The following is a 20,998-nucleotide window of genomic DNA, read 5'->3' as shown; positions in this document are numbered from 1 at the left end:
ATGCCAATGTATAAAGTGACTGCTTTAATTATAGGCATGATTGCATTATTCGTTTTATTTTCAACAGTACAGCAACCTGTTAATTTATATACAAATAAATGGGCCTTACTTGCAATTGTCACTGCTTTTATGTATTTTTTGAGCATTGCTATTTTTAGGGGAGTAACTAGCAATAATATTGATGAGCAAACTGGCATCTATGTTGGTGCGGGATTGCGTGTTTTACTATTAACTAGTAGTGTTTATTTTATACCGTAACTGCCATTGAGAAAGTAGAATACATAGTATGCTAATCATCTATAATCCTGTGGACAATAAACTAGATTATTTGATAATCATTTTTAAGTAGACATTATTAAGCTTTTTTTAATAATTGTTCATTCTATTATTTCAAAATTTTTTGTTTTAGTTCCAGAATGAACTTTTTAGAGCAGTAAAAACATGACATATTTCAATTTTTTAACACATAACGGTTAATATATCAAAATTCACAGTAATGAATTCACATAAAGTGTTATATTTAACTATATATAGGTGATATTTCGAGATTGAAATGTTTAACACTAAGGGAGAACACAAATGAAAGATCTAAAAACAGTAATGAAAAATCCACCTATTTTGTCAATTCCTGATAATCTGGTGTTGGTTTATGATCGCTTTATTGAGTTGTGGGCGATGCAACTCAATGGGCAGTTTTACCCTGATAATGGTACGTTTTCAAAGATTTTTAATCGATTCATGAGTGCAACTATCACGACCGATAAAATAATAGTGACTGAAAAAAATAAAGAAAAGTTGTCAATTGATATAGCAGATGTGTCACAAGCTACTGTTTTAATTAAAAAGGTTAATTATCAAAATTTTATGGCTGGTGGCGCTAATGAAGGACCGATGTATTTAACCTTGCTGACCATTGAAGACAAAAGTGGTCATAATTATTATTTCAATTTTATGAGTGCATTAGGTGCTTGGCAACTTGTCACGAATCCGCCGAAAAACCTAAAAGTGGTTGATCCTTTAAACATTAAACGACTACCGTTATTTAAAAACGAGTATGAGATTGTTGCTGCAATAAACGATCTAGGATTTACAAAATTTATTGTGGGAACAGGATATGAGTTTTTGGATTTGAAGCCTTCAGAGACAATAAGGCAAATGTATTAATGTCAAACTTTTATTATTTTATCCAACTACTTGGCATCAGTTCAACATCAGACAACGAAAATACTTGTCTCGTTTGAGTATTTTTGAATCCATTTCAAACTATATTTACTCATAAAAATACCGACTGTCAAACGTTAGATTTTTGGTCTAACTTTGACAGTCGGTAAGAAATGATTCATTTTTAGTACAACAATAAATTAAAATACTAATAATCAATTGATATAAGGCTTTATTCTTCTAAATATAAAACCTACGATTGGAGCAGCGATAAATATATTAATCATAAAAGCGAATGGCGCGTTTTGTAAAATTTTGATTGGCCAAGTCAACAAAAAATCTCTGAGCGTCATATCACTCCAAATACCACTAGAAACTAAACTCATTAATGGGGCCATGAATATAACATGTGCAAAAGTAAAAGCACTTTTGACTTTAAAAGGATGAGTATTGCCGGGCTCGACAAACCTTAGAGCTATTATTTTAGCACCTTTATTTACAAACAAAACAGAAAATGCAACAGCAATAGGTAAGACAACAATATATTGTTTTACTGGAAAATAAAACAGATTTCTATTAAGTGGCGCACCCAATAAAAATTTATTGTAATTAATCATAAAATAACTCATTAAGGTGGCCATGAAAATTGCAAATATAGTATTTTGCTTGATATTTGTAGGCATGAAAAATATATCTCCTTCTAAAAACTGAAAGCGTCAGCAACATTAAATATTCTGCCATATTACAAAAAAAATAAAAATAACATTTGAAGTAAAAATTGATTTAATTATGTTAGAGAGAATGTGTTTACAAATAAGCACATTCTTTTTTGTTAGCTTGTGACAGAACTATCCTAGAAGCTAACTACCATGCTCTCTTTTTAATAGCTGAAGATGGTTAACCACTTAAACTTTATTCTAAGTCTATTCTCTCTGTTTGTTAAAACCTAAAATTCTTGGCATATTATTTCGAAAAATAGTTGATTTAAATTTTAGAAATAGATAATAATAATTTAATTAAATTATTTCCAAAATGTCAGAATAACTTACATAATCTGCTTTTTATTGGTAAAAATTATTATAATGTTAATTAATATATTTACATAAAAATAATAAACGAGGAGCAAACAGTGTTATGTCAATTCAAGAATTTCTCAAAGAACTAAAACAGAAAAAATGGGTAGATTTATCACATGAATTTGGTGCAAATTCACCTCATTTCCCAGCTTTTAAGCCAGCTTCTGCAAAAACAATCTTTACCAGTGAAGAGGATGGCTTTTTTGTTAAAGAGTACAATTTTGTCGGTCAATATGCTACGCACATTGACCCTCCAATTCATTTTGGAGCTGAAAGCGGAGAATGGGTTTCTGATATCCCTTTAAAAGATTTGATAGCACCGTTGGTTGTCATCGATAAATCAGAAGTAGTTAAGGAAAACCCAGATTATTCATTAACAGTCGATGATATTAAAGAATGGGAAAATGAAAATGGCAATATACCAGAAGGCGCGTTTGTTGCGCTTAGAACAGATTGGTCTAAACGTTGGCCAAACCAGAAATTAATGGAAAATCCAGATGATGCGGGACAAAATCACTATCCAGGCTGGTCAGTTGAGGCTATTGAATATATTTACGAAACGCGCCATGCAGTTGCTAACGGGCACGAAACTTATGATACGGATACTGCTGTGAATCAGCCAACAAAAGGTTTTGCAGCTGAGGCATTGGCCTTGCAGTCAGGACATTATCAAGTCGAGATGTTAACCCATTTGGACGAGGTACCTGCAACTGGTGCAATTATTTCTGTTATGACGCCAAAATTTGAGGAGTCTCCGGGTTTTCCAACAAGGGTTATTGCCTATTTACCATAATTAATGAGTAAAGTCATGGAGAATTAAGTATATGGAACAAAAAAATAATTCGTTAAAGCGTACGTTAACAGTCAAAGATTTAGTTATCTATGGCATCATATTTATGATTCCTGTGGCACCCATGGCTTATTATGGATCTTTTTTGGCTCCTGCTCATGGGATGGTAGGGCTTGCATATTTGATTGGTATGGTAGCCATGCTTTTTACAGGCTTTAGCTATGCGACTATGTCGGGAAAGTTTCCTTATGCTGGCTCAGTCTATACTTATGTTCAAAAGGGGGCTAGTGCACCGCTTGGATTTATAGCAGGATGGGGAATTACGTTAGATTACATTTTGTTACCAACAGTTTGTATGTTGGTTTCAGCTTCTTTTGGTACATCGCTTTTTCCAAATATACCTAACTATGTTTGGATTATTGGTTTAGTAATTATTAACACTGTTATCAACATGATAGGTGTTGATTTTGTTTCTAAAGTAAGCTGGATCCTTTTTGGCTTGCAGCTATTCGTGTTAATTGCATTCATTGTTGGTGCAATCAAGTTGTTGTTTGATGGCACAATTGAAGTTAATACTGTTTCGCTTTATAACCCTAAAGAATTTCATATTTCTGGTGTACTATCATCAACAAGTTTGGTCATTGTTTCTTATTTGGGATTTGATGCTATTTCGACTTTAGCGGAGGAAACATCTGATCCACAACGGTCAGTTGGTAAAGCGGTTATTTTATCTATCCTATTAGTAGGGACGCTATTTGTGATTACGGCACTTTTTGCAGGATTTGTTGTGCCAAATTATGCTTCTTTGAACCCTGATACAGCTTTTATTACGATACTTGATAAAGTAGGAGGTGCCTGGTTAACGCAATTAGTTCAGTGGACGATGATTGTATCATTTGGTTTAGCAAGTGGACAAGAGTGTCAAACTGCTATTTCCCGAATTTTGTTTGCTATGGGGCGTGATGGCATATTGCCAAAAGCATTAGGACAGCTGAAACCTAAGTATCGTACACCTTGGACTGCCATTATTTTGGTAGGTATTGTTTCGTTAATATTATCACTATTGTTAGACTTAACGACTGTGGGTAACTTAGTTAGCTTTGGTGCATTATTTGGTTTCATGTGTTTAAATGGGGCAGTTATTTGGAAGTTTTATATTAAAGATTTTACATTTTCTGTTGTAAAATTTATAAAATATTTGATTTCACCATTAATCGGATTTGGTGTCAGTTTGTGGATTTTTGTTAGTTTGGATATGGCATCAAAGTTTACGGGTATGGCATGGTTAATTATAGGTTTAGGAATACTCTTGTATCAAACAAAGTTCTTCAAATTAGCAACACCACAATTTGATTTTGGAGAAAAACATTAAAGGAATGACATCTATGTGTACAACAAGAGAAAAATTTAAATCTTTTTACTATCAAGATGATGTTTTTCCAGAAATTAAAGTAAACATTGGCACGATAGCGCTACTAATTGTTGATATGCAGAACGAATTTATTCTAAGGGATTATGGTGAAGCACAGCAATTTAAAGAGGCAGGTGTATGGGAAAGATGGATACCATTTCATGATCGATTAGATGAAATAGTGATTCCAAACAATGTGAAACTTTTACAACATTTTCGAAATTATAATATGACTGTGACATACGGCCGTATTGCATCATTGCGTGATGACGGGGCGGATCGTTCAGCAGTCCAAAAATCAGATGGTTGGAATGGTATTAATCTACATGTTGATAGTTTTGCAGCGCAAATGATTGACGAGCTAGAGCCACAAAAAAATGAAATCGTTGTGAATAAGACGACGGACAGTGTGACCACAGGAACTAATTATCTACAACTTTTACGTAATATGGGCGTAGAAACAGTGATTGTAACTGGAATTGTGACTGACCAGTGTGTTGCTTCTACCGTAAGAGGATTAGCGGACGACGGTTTCCAAGTAATTTGTGTTGAAGATTGTTGTGCTGCGGGATCAATGGCATTGCATAACGCTGAGCTAACTATTATGAATGGTGTTTATTGTAGCGTCTTAAATACAAAAGAAGTTTTAGACTTAATTAATCCATGATTACATTCCCTAAGCGGCACATCATGCTGTATTCACTTAAATATTTTAACAACATAAAACCCGATAACTTGGACATCACATTCCGTCTAAGTTATCGGGTTTTATGTTAAGTTTTACGAGTATTCAGATACTCAGTAATATTGGATAATTATAATACTGCTCCACCTGGATTCGAACCAGGGACCTGCGCATTAACAGTGCGTTATTCTACCGCTGAACTATGGAGCAATTAGTTGAATAATCAACTATTAAAGTATACCAAGATTAAAAAAATTTGTCAACATTTATTTTTTTGAAAGAGAATTCTTAATAATATCCAACCCGGTTAACAATTGCTCAGTTGGTATTGTTAAGGGTGGTAAGAGGCGAAGCGTGTTGTGACCGGCACTGAGGGCCAAAACATGTTGCTGTTGTAAATCAGTGACGACTTTGGCAACAGGTATATTTAATGAAATTCCTGCCATCATTCCCAAGCCACGGACATCATTTACAGCATCTAATTGTGAAAAAGTAGCTAATTTATCCCATAAAATGGCAATTTTATCAGAAATCGTGGGTAAAATTGTGTCGAGTTCATCAAGTGTGGCACTGGCAGCAGCCATGACTAAAGGGTTACCCCCAAAAGTTGATCCGTGTGTGCCATAGCTTAAGGCTGGCGCAAATTGGTTTCTGGCAAGCATTGCGCCCACTGGTAAGCCATTTGCTAAAGCTTTAGCGCTAGTTACAATATCGGGTGTAAAACCAAATTGTTCATATGCAAATTTAGTTCCAGTGCGCCCAATGCCAGTTTGAACTTCATCTACAATAATCAACGTGTGGTGTTCGTGTGCCAGAGCAACAAGTTGATTGACAAAATTTGAATCTGCAGGAACAACGCCACCTTCACCTTGCACCAATTCTAACATAATGGCAGCTACATCATCATTTAACAAGGCCTTAACGCTTTCAATGTGATTGAATTCAGCGTACAAAAAGCCGTCCAGCATAGGCAAACCTTGATGAATGCTGTCTTGACCAGTTGCTGACATGGCGGCATAAGTCCGGCCATGAAATGAATTAGTAAACGAGATGATGTTTGGGCGCTTGGTGGCCAAACGGGCTAATTTGATGGCTGCTTCGTTGGCTTCAGCCCCAGAATTTGCAAAATAAACAGTATACTCTGAACCGCCGAGTTTGTTGGCGACAGTTTTTTGTAGTGGATTGTCATAAAGATTAGGCAAATGCCAGAAAAGATCTGCTTGCGTTTTTAAAGCATTAACAACAGTTGGGTTATTAGCACCAACATTATAGACACCAATGCCGCTCGATAGGTCAATATAGTCGGCACCCGTTTGATCAGTCCAAGTTGCATTGGACATTTTGGTAAATGTAATCGGCGCGCGTTTGTAATTTGGGAAAAGGGTCATTGGAATGCCTCACATTGAAATGGTTGTGCCATGACTGGCAATGGTATTAGTAATATGAACCGCATTAACACCGTTTTTAACGGCAGAAAACGCGCTGTTGACTTTTGGCAACATACCGCCATGAATGACAGATTCAGTCTGTAATTCAATAGCACGTTGTGGTGTGAGTTGTTGCAAAATGTTACCGTGAACTTCAATGCCAGACACATCAGTTAACAAGTACAGTTCATCAGATTTTAAAAATTTTGCAACCGCAGTTGCGGCGCTATCGGCATTGACATTGAGCCACTGGCCTTGATTAGTGATAGCTAGTGGTGCAATGATTGGAATCAAGTTTTGCTGCCAAAGTGACTGAATTAATTGACTATTAACTTGATCAATTTGGCCAACCAAGCCAAACACCTCTTGGTTGATATAATGGCCAGTCAAAAGTTGATTACTCCCGGCATTGAGACCAATGGCGCTTAAACCATGATGACGGAATGCTTCAACTAAATCTGGCTGAACTTGGCCCAACAATGCCATCTTCGTGATAGCAAGCCCAGCCGGTGTTGTTTGACGAATGCCATCAATTTTGACAACAGGTTCGTTGAGTTGGGTCATCAGTGATGAAATACTGTCACCGCCACCATGAACGATTGTGATGTTGTAATTATTTTTTTGCCAATGCTTAATCGTTTCAAAAAAAGCAGGTGTGAGTTGGCTGGCAGCGTTACCGCCGATTTTAATCAGAATATTTTTCATAGTTTTTTCCGTCCATGTGTGATGACTTGGTGGGTTAGGTGGTATACAAGGCGTTGATTTTGACATATCCGTATGTGAGGTCACTGCCCCAAGCTTGACCAGTGGCAGTGCCGTCATGTAAATCAATGGCAATATCAATATCGTGTTGTGCTAATTGCTCGCTCATTTGTTGCGCGTCAAAGTCAATAGGAGCGCCAGCCGACATCACGGTGATGCCGTTTAGAGAAATGTCTATGATATCGGGATTAATGTTAACGCCGCTAGCACCAATTGCTGCAATAATACGTCCCCAGTTAGGATCTTGACCAAACATGGCCGTTTTGACGAGTGATGAGCCAACGATTTTTTTGGCAACCATGCGTGCGCCAAGACCATCCTGTGCGTGGTTGACTGTGACTGTTAGCAGTTTGGTTGCACCTTCGCCGTCGTTGGCAATGGCAATAGCCAGTGCCGTAGTGACAGTGTTAAGCATGACCTTGAACTGGGAAAAATCATCATTTTCTGTTGTAATAGGTGGATTTTGAGCGCCGCCATTAGCCATCACAAGGACTGTATCATTAGTCGATGTATCACCATCAATGGTAATTTGATTAAAACTAGTTTCGACGTCAGCCGATAATGCAGTTTGTAAAAGAGAAGGCGTAATACTGACATCTGTTGTGATAAAGCCTAGCATGGTCGCCATATTGGGGTGGATCATGCCAGAGCCTTTGGCTACACCACTCATGGTAACTTGATGCCCTGCAATTTCTGATTGAATTGTGATGGTTTTTTTGACCGTATCAGTGGTTTTAATCGCTTCGGCAAAGCTATCTGCATCACCGTCAATATTGAGTTGTGCAATGCCGGCGGTGACAGTGTCGATGGGCAGTGGCTGACCAATCACACCCGTTGAAGAAACAGCTACTAATTCCGGTGAAATATTGAGCTGTGCAGCGGTAACGGCCTGCATGGTTTTGGCGTGAGTCAAACCAATTGCACCCGTTACGGCATTAGCGTTTCCAGAATTAACAATAATGGCTTGTATTTGACCATTTTGAATGACATTTTTGTCAAGTTGAACCGGTGCGGCTTGCACTTGGTTAGTTGTGAAAACACCAGCAACACTAGCAGGTACATCACTATAAATCCAGCCAAGATCCTTTGATTTATGTTTGAGTCCAACATGCTGACCGTCAGCATGAAAACCTTTTGGTGTAGCAATATTGCCATCAGTGATGGTGTGAATTTGTGAGAGAAGTTTTGTCATAGGTAGTCCTTAGTCCTTAAGCATATTGTGCAATGAGTTTTAGACCGGTTGATTCGGGAAAACCGAAAAAGTGATTAGCATTTTGAATTGCTTGACCGGCAGCGCCTTTGATCATATTGTCAATGACGCTAACAATAGTGAGAAATTGTGTCTCTGGGTTGTAAGTTAACCCGATATCCGCGAAATTAGTGCCAACAACTTGCTTGATATTTGGTAATTCATTGCTGGGCATGACACGTACAAACGTTTTGTCAGCGTACGTGTTTTCAAATAGTTCTTGCAATTGCTGCGGTGTTCGAGGTTCTTTTAATTTGACATAAGCACTGACGAAAATACCGCGATTAATTGGCAATAATGATGTTGTGAACTGTATATGAGCAATATCTGGTTGCCAAATATGTAATTGCTGGGTGATTTCGGGAATGTGTTGATGTGAATTTGGTTTATACATTGTGAAATTATCGCTGACATTAACAAAATGGCTGGTGGTGCTTAATGATTTGCCAGCACCCGACAAACCGCTTTTGGCATCAATCACAATATTATTTTGGTCGAGTAAATGATGTTGGGCTAGTGGCGCTAATGCTAGCAGTGTCGCCGTTGCATAACAACCGGGGTTGGCAATGTAGCTTGTCGTTTCGTCATCATAAAAATCAGCTAAACTGTACTGACTCTTTGCTAATAATGATGGTGTCGCAGGTGTTTTGTGATACCATTTTTGATAATCATCAGCAGTGAGACGGAAATCACCAGACAAATCAATCACTGGAAAGTCAGCAAGGATAAATGGTTCAGCGATATCCTTACTGATACCACTTGATGTCGCCAAAAAAACAATATCGGTTTTCTGCATAATATGCAAAGCGTCAAACGGTTCGGGTGACAAATTATACATTCCGGATAAATGTGGGAACTGTTCACTAATGTCATGACCATCTGGCTGAGTGTTAGTAATGACAGCTACCTCAATAAAGGGATGAGAATACAGAAGACGAAGCAATTCAAGCCCAGCGTATCCGGTAATGCCAACAATTGCAGCTTTAATTTTTTGGGTTAACATTGCAAATCTCCTATCTCATTTGATGATTAAATATTAATTCAAAATGAATTTTAATGCAATATATATGCAAAATAAACGTGAATAACTGCTAAATATGTGCATAAAAAAACACTTCCGAAGAAGTGCTAGGCTCGTGCGGGTAAATCAAGGATTGCTGTTGCAAGGACGTGATTCTGGCTTTTGTTACGCAGCTCATTCAGAAAGAATCCGTCTTGTAAATCTAATTTTGTGTCTAAGGCAAACACAGTTAAAGTATATTGGTGTGTTTTGTCGGGTGGCATTGGGCCAATATAAGCTTGGTTGATATCAGAATTAGCTGTTTCACCCATTTTTTGAACATTGTGCCAAGTAGAATTTGTACCAAAAGTGGCTGTTCCGGTTGCGCGCAAATTTTCTGGAATATTGGCGACGGGTAAGTTAGCAGCTAACCAGTGAATCCAAGGGAAACCAGTCACAGGGACGGCGTCGTAATCAATCAAACTCACTGATAGTGATACGGTGCCCGTGGGGATGTCGCTAATATTGACTGGAAAGTTGACAGTGGGCATGCCGTTGGTACGATAATTATCTGGAGCATATTTAGCATAAATATCGGGTAGCAATTGATTTTCTAATGTAACATTAAGTTTCATTTTGTTTCTCCAATCAAATTTCTTTTGGCTTGTGCGAGACGTGTTCGGACTTGAATTGGCATGTCCGCGTTATATGCGCGGACGGTTGCAATCGCTTTAATAATGGCATCAGTTCGCTCATCTATGTCAGTGATTTTGGTAATTTGACGTTGTGTTTCAACTTCAAAGCGGTCGACAAAATCTAGTTGAAGTTGGGTTTTGTCTGCACGCAACGTTTCAGCTGATGCTGATTTACCTTCGGACTCAAGTGCCGCAATGGCCGCTTGATACCCCTCAAAAAATTCATTTGCATCGCTAGTATTGCGCCATGTTTTAGGCGCTTGTGGTTCGGGTTCAGGTGTTTCATCAAGTTTTTTTTCAGTGGGCTTTTTTTTGAAAATATCGAATAAAGACATGATATGTCCTTTCTCCTGACAATGCAGGGAACATGCTTATCTAAGATGGGAATGGTTGTTTTTGTCATGAGACTGGAATAGCGAACAAACGTTTTATTTGATACAATAAAACTAGTTTTTGAATCGGGGAAAATCATGGCAGCACGGAAAACAATTTTTAATGACAAACAACGCATCTTACGCTTATATTCATCACTTATTAGTCATCGCGAGCTTTCAATAGAAGAAATCGAAGACATGTTTTTTGTTGGACGCAAGACAGTTCAACGCGACATTTCTGAAATACGTACTTTTTTGCATGACTTACAAATTGGTGAACCAGTTAAATCTGAAATTATTTTTGATCGTAATTCAAAAAAATATCGCTTAACCGAAATGGATAATTTGTTTGCCGTGTTTGACAAAATCAATCAATTAGATGAAGGTATTTAATTAATTTGGTTAGTAATTTGGTCGAAGTCATCAACCATATCTTTAGGACCGACTACTGATACAATGTCTTTTTCTTGTAAGGTGTAACTGGCTTCTGGGGCGACAATGACTTCATTATCATGCCGAACGGCAATCACATTCAGACCAAATTTCTTGCGGATGTTGAGGTCTTTAATAGAACGACCGTAAAACACAGGATTGACAATTTGTATTTCTGCCATTGAATAGTCATCAGATAACTCTATAAAGTTTAACATGTTGGGCGCTAATAGTTTGCGTGCCACTCGTTCGCCCATTTCACGTTCAGGTTGCACAACGACATCAGCGCCTATTTTTGTGAGTACACGCAAATGGGTATGATTTTCCGCTTTGGCGATAACATTTTTGGCGCCTAAATCTTTGGCGTTGATGGTAGCTAGAATGCTGGCTTGCATGTTATGACCAATGGCAATGATAACGTGATCAAAGCTTGCAATATCAAGTTTTCGTAAGACATCATCTTCTTGTGCATCTGCGACAACCACTTGTGTAGCAATATCACGATAATCATTGACATTTTCTTCATTAATGTCAATACCCATCACATCTTGACCGTTAGCGACTAGTGTTTGCAGCAGGGCACCGCCGAATCGACCAAGTCCAATAATAGCGTAAGTTTGTTTCATAATTTACCTCAAATTTTTTATCCGATAATGACTGATTCTTCGGGATAGCGATACGGTGCGGCTTCGTCGTGAACATTCAAAATTGAGAACATAACGGTATAAATACCAACACGACCAATGAACATTGCTAACATGATGACCAATTGCCCAAAAGTCGTCAAATGGGGTGTGAGACCGAGTGTCAAACCAGCAGTGGCAAAGGCACTGACTACCTCAAAAATAACGTATTCCAGACCGTGGTTGGCAGCATGACTCTGTGTGAGCATCAACATAAACGACAGAATACCAAGAAAAACAAGTGACACACAAACTAATAACAAAGCGCGCATGATATTTTCTTGGGTCAAGCGCCGATGAGCAAATGTGACATCTTTTTTGCCACGTAAAGCAGCATGGGTTTGTAAAATTAAGACACCCAACGTTGTTGTCTTAATACCACCGGCGGTTGATCCCGGCGTACCACCAATATACATTAACATCATTGTCAATAGAATAGTGGCGGACCCAAGACCACCGACATCAAACTGTGTAAATCCGGCGGTACGATACGAAATAGACATAAATAGCGTATCAAAAACGCGCATGACGGGGGACAAGCCCTTGGCAAACGCTAAGTTGCGTTCAGTTAATTCGAACAAAAGCCAACCACCAATGATTAAAGCGCCGGTCATGACCAAAGCTAACTTTGAATGAAGTGTTAGACGATGCGTTTTTTGATACAGCAACACGTCACGCCAAACCAAAAATCCTAACGAACCAGCAATGACTAAGGCAGCAATAATCGCTAACACAAAGGGTTGGTTGACATATTCGGCGGTGTTTTTTGGCAAAATAGAAAAACCCGAATTACCAAAAGCAGAAATGGCATGGAAGATCGCATAAAAAGCACCACGTCCCCAACCAAAATCATGAATAAAAAAGGGTGCTAATAAAATAGTGCCAATGAATTGAATCGCAATCGAAAGTTTAATCACATAGCCAAAGACGGCACGTGTGTCATATAAACTTTGTAAATTATAGACTTCTTGCACCATCATTTTACTGCGTAAGTCCATCTGTCGACGAGTGGCCGTAAACAACAACACTGAAAAAGACATAAATCCAAGCGCACCAATTTCGATTAAAATCATGATAATGGTTTGACCGAAAGTAGTCCAATGAGTTGCTGTGTCAACAACGGTGAGACCAGTAACGGATGCAGCAGATGTGGCGGTGAATAACGCATCCATAAATGTATGATTACGACCACCAACATAACTGATGGGTAGCATCAATAATAGTGCACCCACTGTAATCACGGTTAAAAAACCTAACGACAGTCGTTGCGGCATTGAAATACGCGACCAAAAGAAACGTCGCTGTGAATAATCATGAAATTTCCGCATTTCCGCAGCGGAGGGCAGGTCGATTTTTCTAGACATGCTCTTATTATAACGCATCTAATAAGGTTGATGAGGGTTTATTAGTTGGTATGTGTGAATATATTGAGTCATTTTATTGCCATTTTCACGATTGAAAAGCGTTTAGCAATAGGTAAAAATAATGAAATATATGTGTTTATAGAACATGGTATAATATTCTTTAAGGAATTTCCGCGAACAGCATTTGTCCGCGGAATTTTTACAAATGAAATGAATAGAAAGAAGTGGATGATATATGACCGAATCAACACCAGTCATTGAAATGCGACACATCGTCAAAAAGTTTGGCGATTTTGCTGCCAATGATGACATCAATTTACAAGTCCAACAAGGTGAAATTCACGCGTTACTTGGTGAGAACGGTGCCGGCAAATCGACATTAATGAATATTTTAACAGGGTTGTTGCAACCAACTAGTGGGGACATTTTAATTAATGGGCAACCAGTAGTGGTAGATTCACCCTCAAAGTCAGATTCGTTAGGCATTGGTATGGTTCACCAACATTTTATGTTGATAGATGCTTTTACAGTGACGGAGAACATTGTTTTAGGATCAGAAATTACAAAAGGACTTTCATTAGATACCAAAACGGCGGCTAAAAAAATCCAAAGTTTGTCAGACCAATATGGGTTGGCAGTTAATCCAATGGCGAAAATCTCAGACATATCTGTCGGACAACAACAGCGTGTTGAGATTTTAAAGACCTTGTATCGTGGTGCTGATATTTTAATTTTTGATGAACCTACGGCGGTTTTGACACCACAAGAAATTGATGAATTGATTGCCATCATGCACAATTTAGCCAAAGAGGGCAAATCAATTATTTTAATCACCCACAAGCTGGACGAAATTCGAGCTGCCGCAGACCGCGTAACGGTTATCCGTGCTGGTAAGTCTATCAAGACATTCCCTGTTGCTGGTGTTTCATCACAACAATTAGCTGATTTGATGGTTGGACGTGAAGTGAGCTTCAAAACGGAGAAAGAACCTGCGCAACCAAAACAAACAGTGTTGTCGATTGACAATATTGAAGTAGATGATGCACGTGGCGTTGCCGCTGTAAAAGACTTCAGTCTTGAAGTTAAAGCTGGTGAAATTGTTGGTTTGGCAGGTATTGATGGTAACGGTCAAACTGAATTAATTCAAGGGATTACAGGGCTAACAAAAGTTAAGTCTGGTCATATCACATTGAATGGTAAGGACGTGACAAACAAAAAGCCGCGTCAAATCACGGAATCAGGCGTTGGTCATATACCGGAAGACCGCTTACGTTTTGGCATGGAAGTTGACATGACTTTGTCAGAAAACCTGTCATTGCAAACTTACTACAAGCAGCCAATTTCTAAATCAGGTGTCTTACAGCCAGCAGAAATGGATAAGTTGGCTAACAAATTAGTCAAAGAATTTGATGTTCGTGCAGCAAGTATTCATGTTACAGCAGGTTCAATGTCGGGTGGTAATCAGCAAAAAGCTGTTGTTGCGCGAGAATTAGACCGTGATAACGACTTGATTATCGCAGCTCAGCCAACGCGTGGTTTGGACGTTGGCGCGATTGAATATATTCATCGTCGACTCATTGATCAACGTACTGCTGGGAAAGCGGTGCTGGTAGTGAGTTTTGAATTAGATGAAATATTAAATTTGTCAGACCGGATTGCTGTCATTAATGCTGGTAAAATTGTTGGTATTGTAGACGCCAAGGAGACAAATAAACAAGAATTAGGTTTGTTGATGACTGGCATGAGTTTGGAAGCCGCGCGTGAAGCGTTGAAAGAAGAGGTGACAGTCTAATGGTGGTGCAAAAAAATAATTTTTCAGTTGCACTGTTTTCTGTATTATTTGGGTTGATTGTCGGCGCTATCATTATGCTAGTGTTCGGTTATAATCCTATTTCAGGTTATATTGCTTTAATTAGTTCGGCGTTTGGGTCAATGCAAGACATTGGTGGTGTCCTGACGCAAATGACACCGTTGATATTGACTGCCTTGGGTTTCACGGTTGCATCAACGGCGGGATTCTTCAACATTGGTTTATCTGGGCAAGCATTGGCTGGTTGGGTAGGCGCTGTATGGTATGCGTTGAGTTTCCCTGATATGCCAGCCTTTGTGATGATTCCTAGTGCGTTAATTTTAGGTACTGCTTTGGGTGCCGTTGCTGGGTTAATTCCGGGTTGGTTACGTGCACAGTTTGGTGCTAGTGAAGTGATTGTCACAATCATGATGAACTATATCTTGCTCTTCTTGGGTAACAATATTTTGCAAAATACGATGGCAAAAAGCATCAAAGAATCTGCTGAAACGACGAAACAAGTTGGGCATAATGCCTCTCTTCAATTAAAATGGCTGACAGATTTGACACAAGGTTCAAGCGTTTCGACTGGAATCTTCATTGCTTTAATTATGATAGTGGTAGTTTGGTTTGTCATGAAAAAGACAACATTAGGTTTTGAAATTACCGCTGTTGGTTTGAATGCTGACGCTGCTAAATACGCTGGTGTTTCGGCAAAAAGAACAGCAGTTGTTGCGATGGCAATTTCTGGTGGTTTAGCTGGTTTAGCTGGTACAATCGAAGGACTAGGCAACTATCTCAACTTCTTTACGCAAAATAGCTCACCATCTATCGGATTTGATGGTATGGCCGTTGCATTGTTGGGTGGTGGTTCATATTTGGGCATCTTGGGTGCTGCTGCGCTATTCTCAGTGCTTAAAATTGGCGGTTTAGGTATGCCAATGAGTTCAGGTGTGCCATTTGAATTAGTAGATATTGTGATTGCCTCAATTATTTTCTTCGTTGGCGCAAACTACCTAATCCGTCTGATTCAAAAGCGCATTAAAGCTATGGATGAAAAGGCAGCAGCTCAAGACGCTGCTAAAAAGTCGGCCAAAGTTGCTAGCAAACAAGCGAAAGGTGGTGAATAAACATGTCATTAGTAGCGATTCTTACATTAGTTGTATCAAGTACATTGGTTTATTCAGCACCACTGATATTTACATCAATTGGTGGCACATTTTCGGAACGTAGTGGTGTGGTCAACGTTGGTTTGGAAGGTATCATGGGTATGGGTGCGTTTGCGTCCGTTGTCTTCAATCTTACGTTTGCAAATACTTTTGGCACGTTGACCCCTTGGCTTGGTCTGGTTGCTGGTGCGATTGTTGGGTTAGTCTTCTCACTCTTACATGCAGTGGCGACGGTCACTTTACGAGCTGATCACATTATTTCTGGTACTGTTATTAATTTGATGGCGCCAGCGTTGGGTGTCTTTTTGATTAAAGTAATCTATGGCAAAGGACAAACCGAACCTATTTCACAAGACTTTGGTTATGCTAATGTACCTGTTTTAGATAAAATTCCGTTCATTGGACCAATCTTTTTTGAGAAAACATCAGCCCCAGCATGGTTAGCAATCATCGTGGCTGTTCTATCATGGTATATCATTTTCAAAACAAAATTTGGCTTGCGCTTGCGTTCAGTAGGTGAAAATCCACAAGCAGCTGACACGCTAGGTCTAAATGTTGCTCGTTTACGATATTCTGGTGTGATGATTTCAGGTGTTTTAGGTGGTGTTGGTGGTGCAGTAGTTGCTCAGTCAATTTCACTTAATTACAGTGTCGGCACTATCGTGGGACAAGGATTCGTGGCTATGGCGGCCATGATATTTGGCCGATGGAATCCATTAGGTGCCATGGGCGCTTCATTGTTTTTCGGATTATCACAGTCACTTGCAGTTGTGGGTGCACAATTGCCGGGCTTGAAAAATGTTCCGTCAATTTGGTTACAAATTGCGCCATACGTACTGACAATTGTCGTGCTTGTCTTCTTCTTTGGTAAGACACGAGCGCCAAAAGCAGATGGTGTTAATTATATTAAAGCAGCTTAATACACTTCAAAACATGTCAAAATGGCATGTTTTTTTTGATGCAAAAAACCCTTCGTAAGAAGGGTTTATGATTTAAGAATAATCTGCTGTTTTGGTTTGAATAGCTTTAGCGCTGGCTGCCAACTTGTCTTGCTCCTCAGCAGTTAGTGGCAAATCGAAGTTAGCGACAACACCGCCGCGACCAATAATCGCTGGGGATGAAATATAGCCATCAAAATCCTCGTTATAGTGAGAAACAATCGCTTCTTTTCGTGCATCAGACAAAATAATTTGTAGCAATGAGACGGCGGCGTGGGCAATGGCAAAATTTGTATAGCCTTTACCAGAATGAACAGTGAAGCCACCGACGCGAGCGTCATTTTCTAATTTATCCAAATCAAGTGATTTTTCTGCTGCCCACGTACGGGCATTTTGACCCATAACATTAACTGTTGACCAAGCGGCAAACTGGGAGGCGCCATGTTCACCTAATACATAGCCGTTGACACTACGCGGGTCGACACCTAGCGCTTCGCCAAAGACGCGCTTGAGTCGCGCTGTGTCAAGGTAAGTTCCTGTCCCGATGACTTGTGCACTTGGCAAGCCGGTAGCTTGCTGGTAGATACCAGTAATGACATCAACAGGATTACTAATGGCTAACAATACACCATTAAAACCGACTGCTTTCAAGTCAGCACCAACCTGCTTGGCCATTGGCAAGTTTGCCTTGAGTTCACCAAAGCGATCACCATCTGGTTTGATGAGATGAATGTGACCAAGTGCGCTGATGACAACATCTGCATCTGCTAAATCAGGGTAATCACCAACATGCACATCAATGTGCTTATCCAAAAGACTTGCTGCGTCGCTGAAGTCTAATGCCTCAGAGGCCACTTTCTCTGGTTTCTTGTCAATCAGCACTAGTTCATCAGCTAAACCTTGTGACACAATCAAGTGTGCGACGGTGGCACCCACATGACCGATACCAACTATTCCTACTTTACGCATAAAAACCCCACCTATTCATTTTCATTAAATATGAATTAAATTATACACTTAATAAGTTAAGATTTCATTGCTAATATCACATTTAATTAGTTAGGCAATAAAATACTTTAGAATTTGTTCTTCGGTGAGCATTTTTTTATCTTCGTCACGAACATCAAGGACAATTTGGCCTGCATTTAAAATGATGAGGCGATTACCATATTGTAAGGCGTCTGCCAAATTATGAGTAATCATCAAAGCGGTTAAATGATTGTCCGTGACCTGCTGATTGGTGGCTAACATCAGTTGTTCTGACGTTTTTGGATCGAGCGCTGCCGTGTGTTCATCTAGTAAAAGTAGCTCTGGTTTGACGCGTGTTGCCATTAAGAAGCTTAAAGCTTGTCGCTGACCACCAGATAAATCACCGGTGGCTGTTTGTAGCCGTGTATCTAAGTTATTACCCATTGTTTTTGTAATTGCGGCGTACTCATTGAGCTTTTCTTTTGTCAAACCTCGACTACGCAGACGACGCTTAGCACCTCGTTTTTCAGCGAGCAATAAATTCTCGGCAACAGTCATCCGAGGCGCTGTACCCATCTTCGGATCTTGAAAAACACGAGCGATATAGTTGGTGCGTGTTACGGCAGATTCGTTGGCAATGTTGTGATTATGGTGCAAAATTTGACCCGTACTAATTGGCAAATTACCAGCGATTGCGTTGAAAAGGGTTGATTTTCCAGCACCGTTGGTGCCCAAAACAGTAATGAAGTCACCGTCAAAAATATCAAGGTTGAGCGATTTGAGAATTTCGGTATTCTCACCGACAGTCACAACGACATTTTTAAGTGAAAAAACAGGTTCAGTCATGAGGGGCAACTCCTTTTTTAAGCATAGTGTCTAATTTCAGTGCGTGGCGAATTTGTGGTAACATCATAGCCAGTGCCAATACAAAGGCAGAAATTAAGTTCAAATCGTTAGTGCTAAAGCCAAGTTGCAAGACAGCCAGCAAGACCAAACGATATAAAATCGAACCAACAATCACGGCAACAAGTCGTTCATTTAATGTTAATTCGCCAAAGACAACTTCACCAATAATGATTGAGGCTAGGGCAATGACAATAATACCAATGCCCATATTAATGTCGGCGTAGCCATTATTTTGAGCAATGACAGCCCCGCCAAAAGCGATTAAACCATTTGATAACATCAGTCCCATGATTGTCATCCGATCGGTTTTGATACCAATTGATTGCGCCATATTAGGGTTATCACCAGTGGCAATGAAAGCTTGTCCGAGTTCAGTTTGGAGGAAGAAAATCAGTGCGATAGTAATGATTGCAATGATGACGAAGCCAACCAATACGGAGTCAAAATATTTAGGCAGGTGACGTAAGAAAGCGGCCGAAAAGAGTGACTTTTGGTTGAGCAATGAAATATTAGCTGACCCCATAATGCGTAAATTGATGGATAACGAGGCTGTCATAACCAAGATACCAGCCAACAAGATAGGAATTTTTCCTTTTGTGTAAAGTAGACCAGTGATTAAGCCGGCAATTGCGCCAACAATAAAAGCGCTGATGGTTGCCAAATAGGGATTCACGCCGTGGGCAATCATAGCCACAGCAGTCGCTGCACCCAATGGAAATGAGCCTTCGACAGTCATATCAGGAAAATTTAAGATACGAAATGTGAGAAATAGCGCGACCCCTAATACGGCCCAAAGTAGTCCTTGACCAATGCTTGAAACGATAATACTCATTTGATTACTTCTCCTTTACTTTCAGCGTCTTTGACGAGTGATTGTGGTAATGTGATACCCAATAATTTAGCTTGTTTTTCATTGACTACTGGCACACCCTTAGTGATTGTTTTGACAGGGTATGTGGCAGGGTTTTTGCCTTTCAAAACCTTAGCAGCCATGATGCCGGCTTGGTAACCAATGTCATATTGGCTCACTGAGATAGTGGCTAAACCACCGTCTTTAACCATTGTATCGACTGCGGGGATGACTGGAATCTTTTCTTGGTTTGTGACATTAATTAGAGTTTTCATGGCTGAAGCAACACCGTTATCTTGTGGGGCGTAGACAACATCGACTTGACCGGCCATGGTTTCAGCAATTTGTTGCATATCGTTGGTTGTGGCAATCGTGTACATTTTGACGTCATAGCCTTGGCTCTTAGCTAAAGTTGCCATTTTTTTGGCATTATATTCGCCACCGTGATCAGAAGTTGTGTAGATAATGCCAAGCTTTTTGGCAGATGGGACAACTTCTTTAATCACATCTAAATGCTGTTGAAGAGGTGAATCACCTGATGTACCAGTAATATTTTTACCTGGGCGTTGTGTTGATTTGACTAAGCCTCCTCCGACAGGGTCAGTAATACCGGCCAAAATAACAGGCGTTTGTCCGTCAGCTGTTTTAGCTAACGATAAGGCGGCAGGAGAAGCGATACCAACGGTTAAATCAGCATTCTCGTTAGCAAATTTCTGTGACATGGTCTTCAAATTAGACTGATCTGCTTGCGCATTTTGATAATCAATTTTGATTTTGCCTTTGGTGTAACCTTCATGAGCCAAACCAGCGACGACACCTTTGTGGATTTGATCCAGCGCCGGATGGGTTACTAGTTGTAGAATGCCCACAGTTGGTATGTACTGCTTTTTGGCGGTTTGAGGCTTGGATGTTTGGAAAAATGCGACACCCAAAAATGCGACAATGACGATGATAACTGCTGCTAAACGTTTGTTCATAATATAATCTCCATAACTGTTCTCTTCATAAAAAAATGACCTTGGGAAGCCACACAAAGCTTTCCAAGGTCAAAAGAAAAGTCTGCATGGCGTGTTGATTGCCATACAGACTCAAAGTAATGCAAAAGTCGTCGGTATGGACAAAACTGATTGTCTCAGCTTGTCCGTTACCGAAAAGCTGATTTACCGACGCCACCAAGCGTTACTAAATTGTGCTGAAACTTTTTGCATGATTTATCTCCGAGTTGTTTATGGAATAAGGATACTAAGAATTTGATGAGTTGTCAAGCA

22 protein-coding genes and 1 tRNA gene are annotated in these 20,998 nt (G+C 39.6%); 9 read left to right on the top strand and 14 right to left on the bottom strand.

Annotation, left to right across the window (positions count from 1 at the left end; all coding sequences use genetic code 11):
* A complete protein-coding gene (locus ACI3ES_RS10795) occupies positions 1–258 on the top strand; it encodes a hypothetical protein (protein ID WP_242029728.1) in 258 nt (85 codons plus the stop codon).
* Positions 259–579: 321 nt separating this feature from the next.
* Positions 580–1,164, top strand: coding sequence for a hypothetical protein (locus tag ACI3ES_RS10790; RefSeq protein WP_114667142.1), 585 nt, complete (start codon positions 580–582; stop codon positions 1,162–1,164).
* 212 nt (positions 1,165–1,376) lie between these two features.
* On the opposite strand, the gene ACI3ES_RS10785 is transcribed toward ACI3ES_RS10790, so the two are convergent.
* A complete protein-coding gene (locus tag ACI3ES_RS10785) occupies positions 1,377–1,844 on the bottom strand; it encodes a hypothetical protein (RefSeq protein WP_114667141.1) in 468 nt (155 codons plus the stop codon).
* A gap of 451 nt (positions 1,845–2,295) precedes the next feature.
* Here ACI3ES_RS10785 and ACI3ES_RS10780 point away from each other — a divergent pair, with 451 nt between their 5' ends.
* The 3 genes from ACI3ES_RS10780 to ACI3ES_RS10770 are packed head-to-tail and all read left to right on the top strand — an operon-like array spanning position 2,296 to position 5,105.
* On the top strand, positions 2,296–3,030 hold the full coding sequence (locus tag ACI3ES_RS10780; protein ID WP_004913004.1) for a cyclase family protein: 735 nt from the start codon (positions 2,296–2,298) through the stop codon (positions 3,028–3,030).
* 31 nt (positions 3,031–3,061) lie between these two features.
* Positions 3,062–4,399, top strand: coding sequence for an APC family permease (locus tag ACI3ES_RS10775; RefSeq protein ID WP_114667140.1), 1,338 nt, complete (start codon positions 3,062–3,064; stop codon positions 4,397–4,399).
* 13 nt (positions 4,400–4,412) lie between these two features.
* A complete protein-coding gene (locus ACI3ES_RS10770; RefSeq protein WP_114667160.1) occupies positions 4,413–5,105 on the top strand; it encodes a cysteine hydrolase family protein in 693 nt (230 codons plus the stop codon).
* A gap of 156 nt (positions 5,106–5,261) precedes the next feature.
* Here ACI3ES_RS10770 and ACI3ES_RS10765 read toward each other — a convergent pair.
* The 7 genes from ACI3ES_RS10765 to ACI3ES_RS10735 all read right to left on the bottom strand — a co-directional run bounded on the left by ACI3ES_RS10765 (position 5,262) and on the right by ACI3ES_RS10735 (position 10,591).
* Positions 5,262–5,333 (bottom strand) — tRNA-Asn (locus tag ACI3ES_RS10765).
* A 56-nt stretch (positions 5,334–5,389) separates the two neighbouring features.
* On the bottom strand, positions 5,390–6,511 hold the full coding sequence (locus tag ACI3ES_RS10760) for an aminotransferase class III-fold pyridoxal phosphate-dependent enzyme (protein WP_114667139.1): 1,122 nt from the start codon (positions 6,509–6,511) through the stop codon (positions 5,390–5,392).
* Between the two features lie 9 nt (positions 6,512–6,520).
* Positions 6,521–7,255 (bottom strand): acetylglutamate kinase, encoded by a 735-nt coding sequence (argB, locus tag ACI3ES_RS10755; RefSeq protein WP_114667138.1) that lies wholly within the window; start codon positions 7,253–7,255, stop codon positions 6,521–6,523.
* Positions 7,256–7,289: 34 nt separating this feature from the next.
* A complete protein-coding gene (gene argJ / locus ACI3ES_RS10750; RefSeq protein ID WP_114667137.1) occupies positions 7,290–8,504 on the bottom strand; it encodes a bifunctional glutamate N-acetyltransferase/amino-acid acetyltransferase ArgJ in 1,215 nt (404 codons plus the stop codon).
* A gap of 16 nt (positions 8,505–8,520) precedes the next feature.
* On the bottom strand, positions 8,521–9,564 hold the full coding sequence (argC, locus tag ACI3ES_RS10745) for an N-acetyl-gamma-glutamyl-phosphate reductase (RefSeq protein ID WP_114667136.1): 1,044 nt from the start codon (positions 9,562–9,564) through the stop codon (positions 8,521–8,523).
* Between the two features lie 125 nt (positions 9,565–9,689).
* Positions 9,690–10,196: a YbhB/YbcL family Raf kinase inhibitor-like protein gene (locus ACI3ES_RS10740; protein WP_114667135.1), complete on the bottom strand. Its 507-nt coding sequence runs from the start codon at positions 10,194–10,196 to the stop codon at positions 9,690–9,692.
* Positions 10,193–10,591 carry a GTP-binding protein gene (locus ACI3ES_RS10735; RefSeq protein ID WP_114667134.1) on the bottom strand — a complete coding sequence of 133 codons (399 nt, stop codon included), beginning with the start codon at positions 10,589–10,591 and terminating at the stop codon, positions 10,193–10,195. Before ACI3ES_RS10735 ends, ACI3ES_RS10740 begins: the two co-directional genes overlap by 4 nt.
* A gap of 135 nt (positions 10,592–10,726) precedes the next feature.
* On the opposite strand from ACI3ES_RS10735, the gene ACI3ES_RS10730 reads away from it, so the two are divergent.
* Entirely contained in the window at positions 10,727–11,023 is a 297-nt protein-coding gene (locus tag ACI3ES_RS10730; protein ID WP_004911862.1) for an HTH domain-containing protein, read from the top strand.
* Here the strand turns inward: ACI3ES_RS10730 and ACI3ES_RS10725 are convergent.
* Together ACI3ES_RS10725 and ACI3ES_RS10720 are read right to left on the bottom strand one after the other, a co-directional pair.
* Positions 11,020–11,688, bottom strand: a complete 669-nt coding sequence (locus tag ACI3ES_RS10725; RefSeq protein WP_004911865.1) for a TrkA family potassium uptake protein — start codon at positions 11,686–11,688, stop codon at positions 11,020–11,022. The genes ACI3ES_RS10730 and ACI3ES_RS10725 overlap by 4 nt on opposite strands.
* Positions 11,689–11,705: 17 nt before the next feature.
* Positions 11,706–13,109, bottom strand: a complete 1,404-nt coding sequence (locus ACI3ES_RS10720; RefSeq protein WP_317211346.1) for a potassium transporter TrkG — start codon at positions 13,107–13,109, stop codon at positions 11,706–11,708.
* A 235-nt stretch (positions 13,110–13,344) separates the two neighbouring features.
* On the opposite strand from ACI3ES_RS10720, the gene ACI3ES_RS10715 reads away from it, so the two are divergent.
* Genes ACI3ES_RS10715 through ACI3ES_RS10705 form a run of 3 tightly spaced genes read left to right on the top strand, consistent with a single transcriptional unit; the run spans position 13,345 to position 16,987 of the window.
* Positions 13,345–14,901 (top strand): ABC transporter ATP-binding protein, encoded by a 1,557-nt coding sequence (locus ACI3ES_RS10715; RefSeq protein WP_080519419.1) that lies wholly within the window; start codon positions 13,345–13,347, stop codon positions 14,899–14,901.
* Positions 14,901–16,028: an ABC transporter permease gene (locus ACI3ES_RS10710; protein WP_114667132.1), complete on the top strand. Its 1,128-nt coding sequence runs from the start codon at positions 14,901–14,903 to the stop codon at positions 16,026–16,028. Before ACI3ES_RS10715 ends, ACI3ES_RS10710 begins: the two co-directional genes overlap by 1 nt.
* 2 nt (positions 16,029–16,030) lie before the next feature.
* Positions 16,031–16,987: an ABC transporter permease gene (locus tag ACI3ES_RS10705; protein WP_004911876.1), complete on the top strand. Its 957-nt coding sequence runs from the start codon at positions 16,031–16,033 to the stop codon at positions 16,985–16,987.
* A 72-nt stretch (positions 16,988–17,059) separates the two neighbouring features.
* On the opposite strand, the gene ACI3ES_RS10700 is transcribed toward ACI3ES_RS10705, so the two are convergent.
* From ACI3ES_RS10700 to trpX, 4 genes are all read right to left on the bottom strand, one after another.
* The gene (locus ACI3ES_RS10700) at positions 17,060–17,974 is read right to left on the bottom strand and encodes an L-lactate dehydrogenase (RefSeq protein WP_114667131.1); all 915 of its coding nucleotides are present in this window, start codon (positions 17,972–17,974) and stop codon (positions 17,060–17,062) included.
* A gap of 90 nt (positions 17,975–18,064) precedes the next feature.
* Positions 18,065–18,820, bottom strand: a complete 756-nt coding sequence (locus ACI3ES_RS10695; protein ID WP_114667130.1) for an ABC transporter ATP-binding protein — start codon at positions 18,818–18,820, stop codon at positions 18,065–18,067.
* The gene (locus tag ACI3ES_RS10690; RefSeq protein WP_114667129.1) at positions 18,813–19,712 is read right to left on the bottom strand and encodes an ABC transporter permease; all 900 of its coding nucleotides are present in this window, start codon (positions 19,710–19,712) and stop codon (positions 18,813–18,815) included. Before ACI3ES_RS10690 ends, ACI3ES_RS10695 begins: the two co-directional genes overlap by 8 nt.
* Positions 19,709–20,707, bottom strand: a complete 999-nt coding sequence (gene trpX / locus ACI3ES_RS10685) for a tryptophan ABC transporter substrate-binding protein (protein WP_004911887.1) — start codon at positions 20,705–20,707, stop codon at positions 19,709–19,711. The genes ACI3ES_RS10690 and trpX overlap by 4 nt, the downstream gene beginning before the upstream one ends.
* Between the last annotated feature and the right edge of the window lie 291 nt (positions 20,708–20,998).

The organism is Leuconostoc falkenbergense (assembly GCF_045801155.1).
Lineage (GTDB): Bacteria > Bacillota > Bacilli > Lactobacillales > Lactobacillaceae > Leuconostoc > Leuconostoc falkenbergense.
The sequence above is the reverse complement of the archived record's forward strand: the minus strand, read 5'-3'. Positions and strand labels throughout refer to the sequence as shown.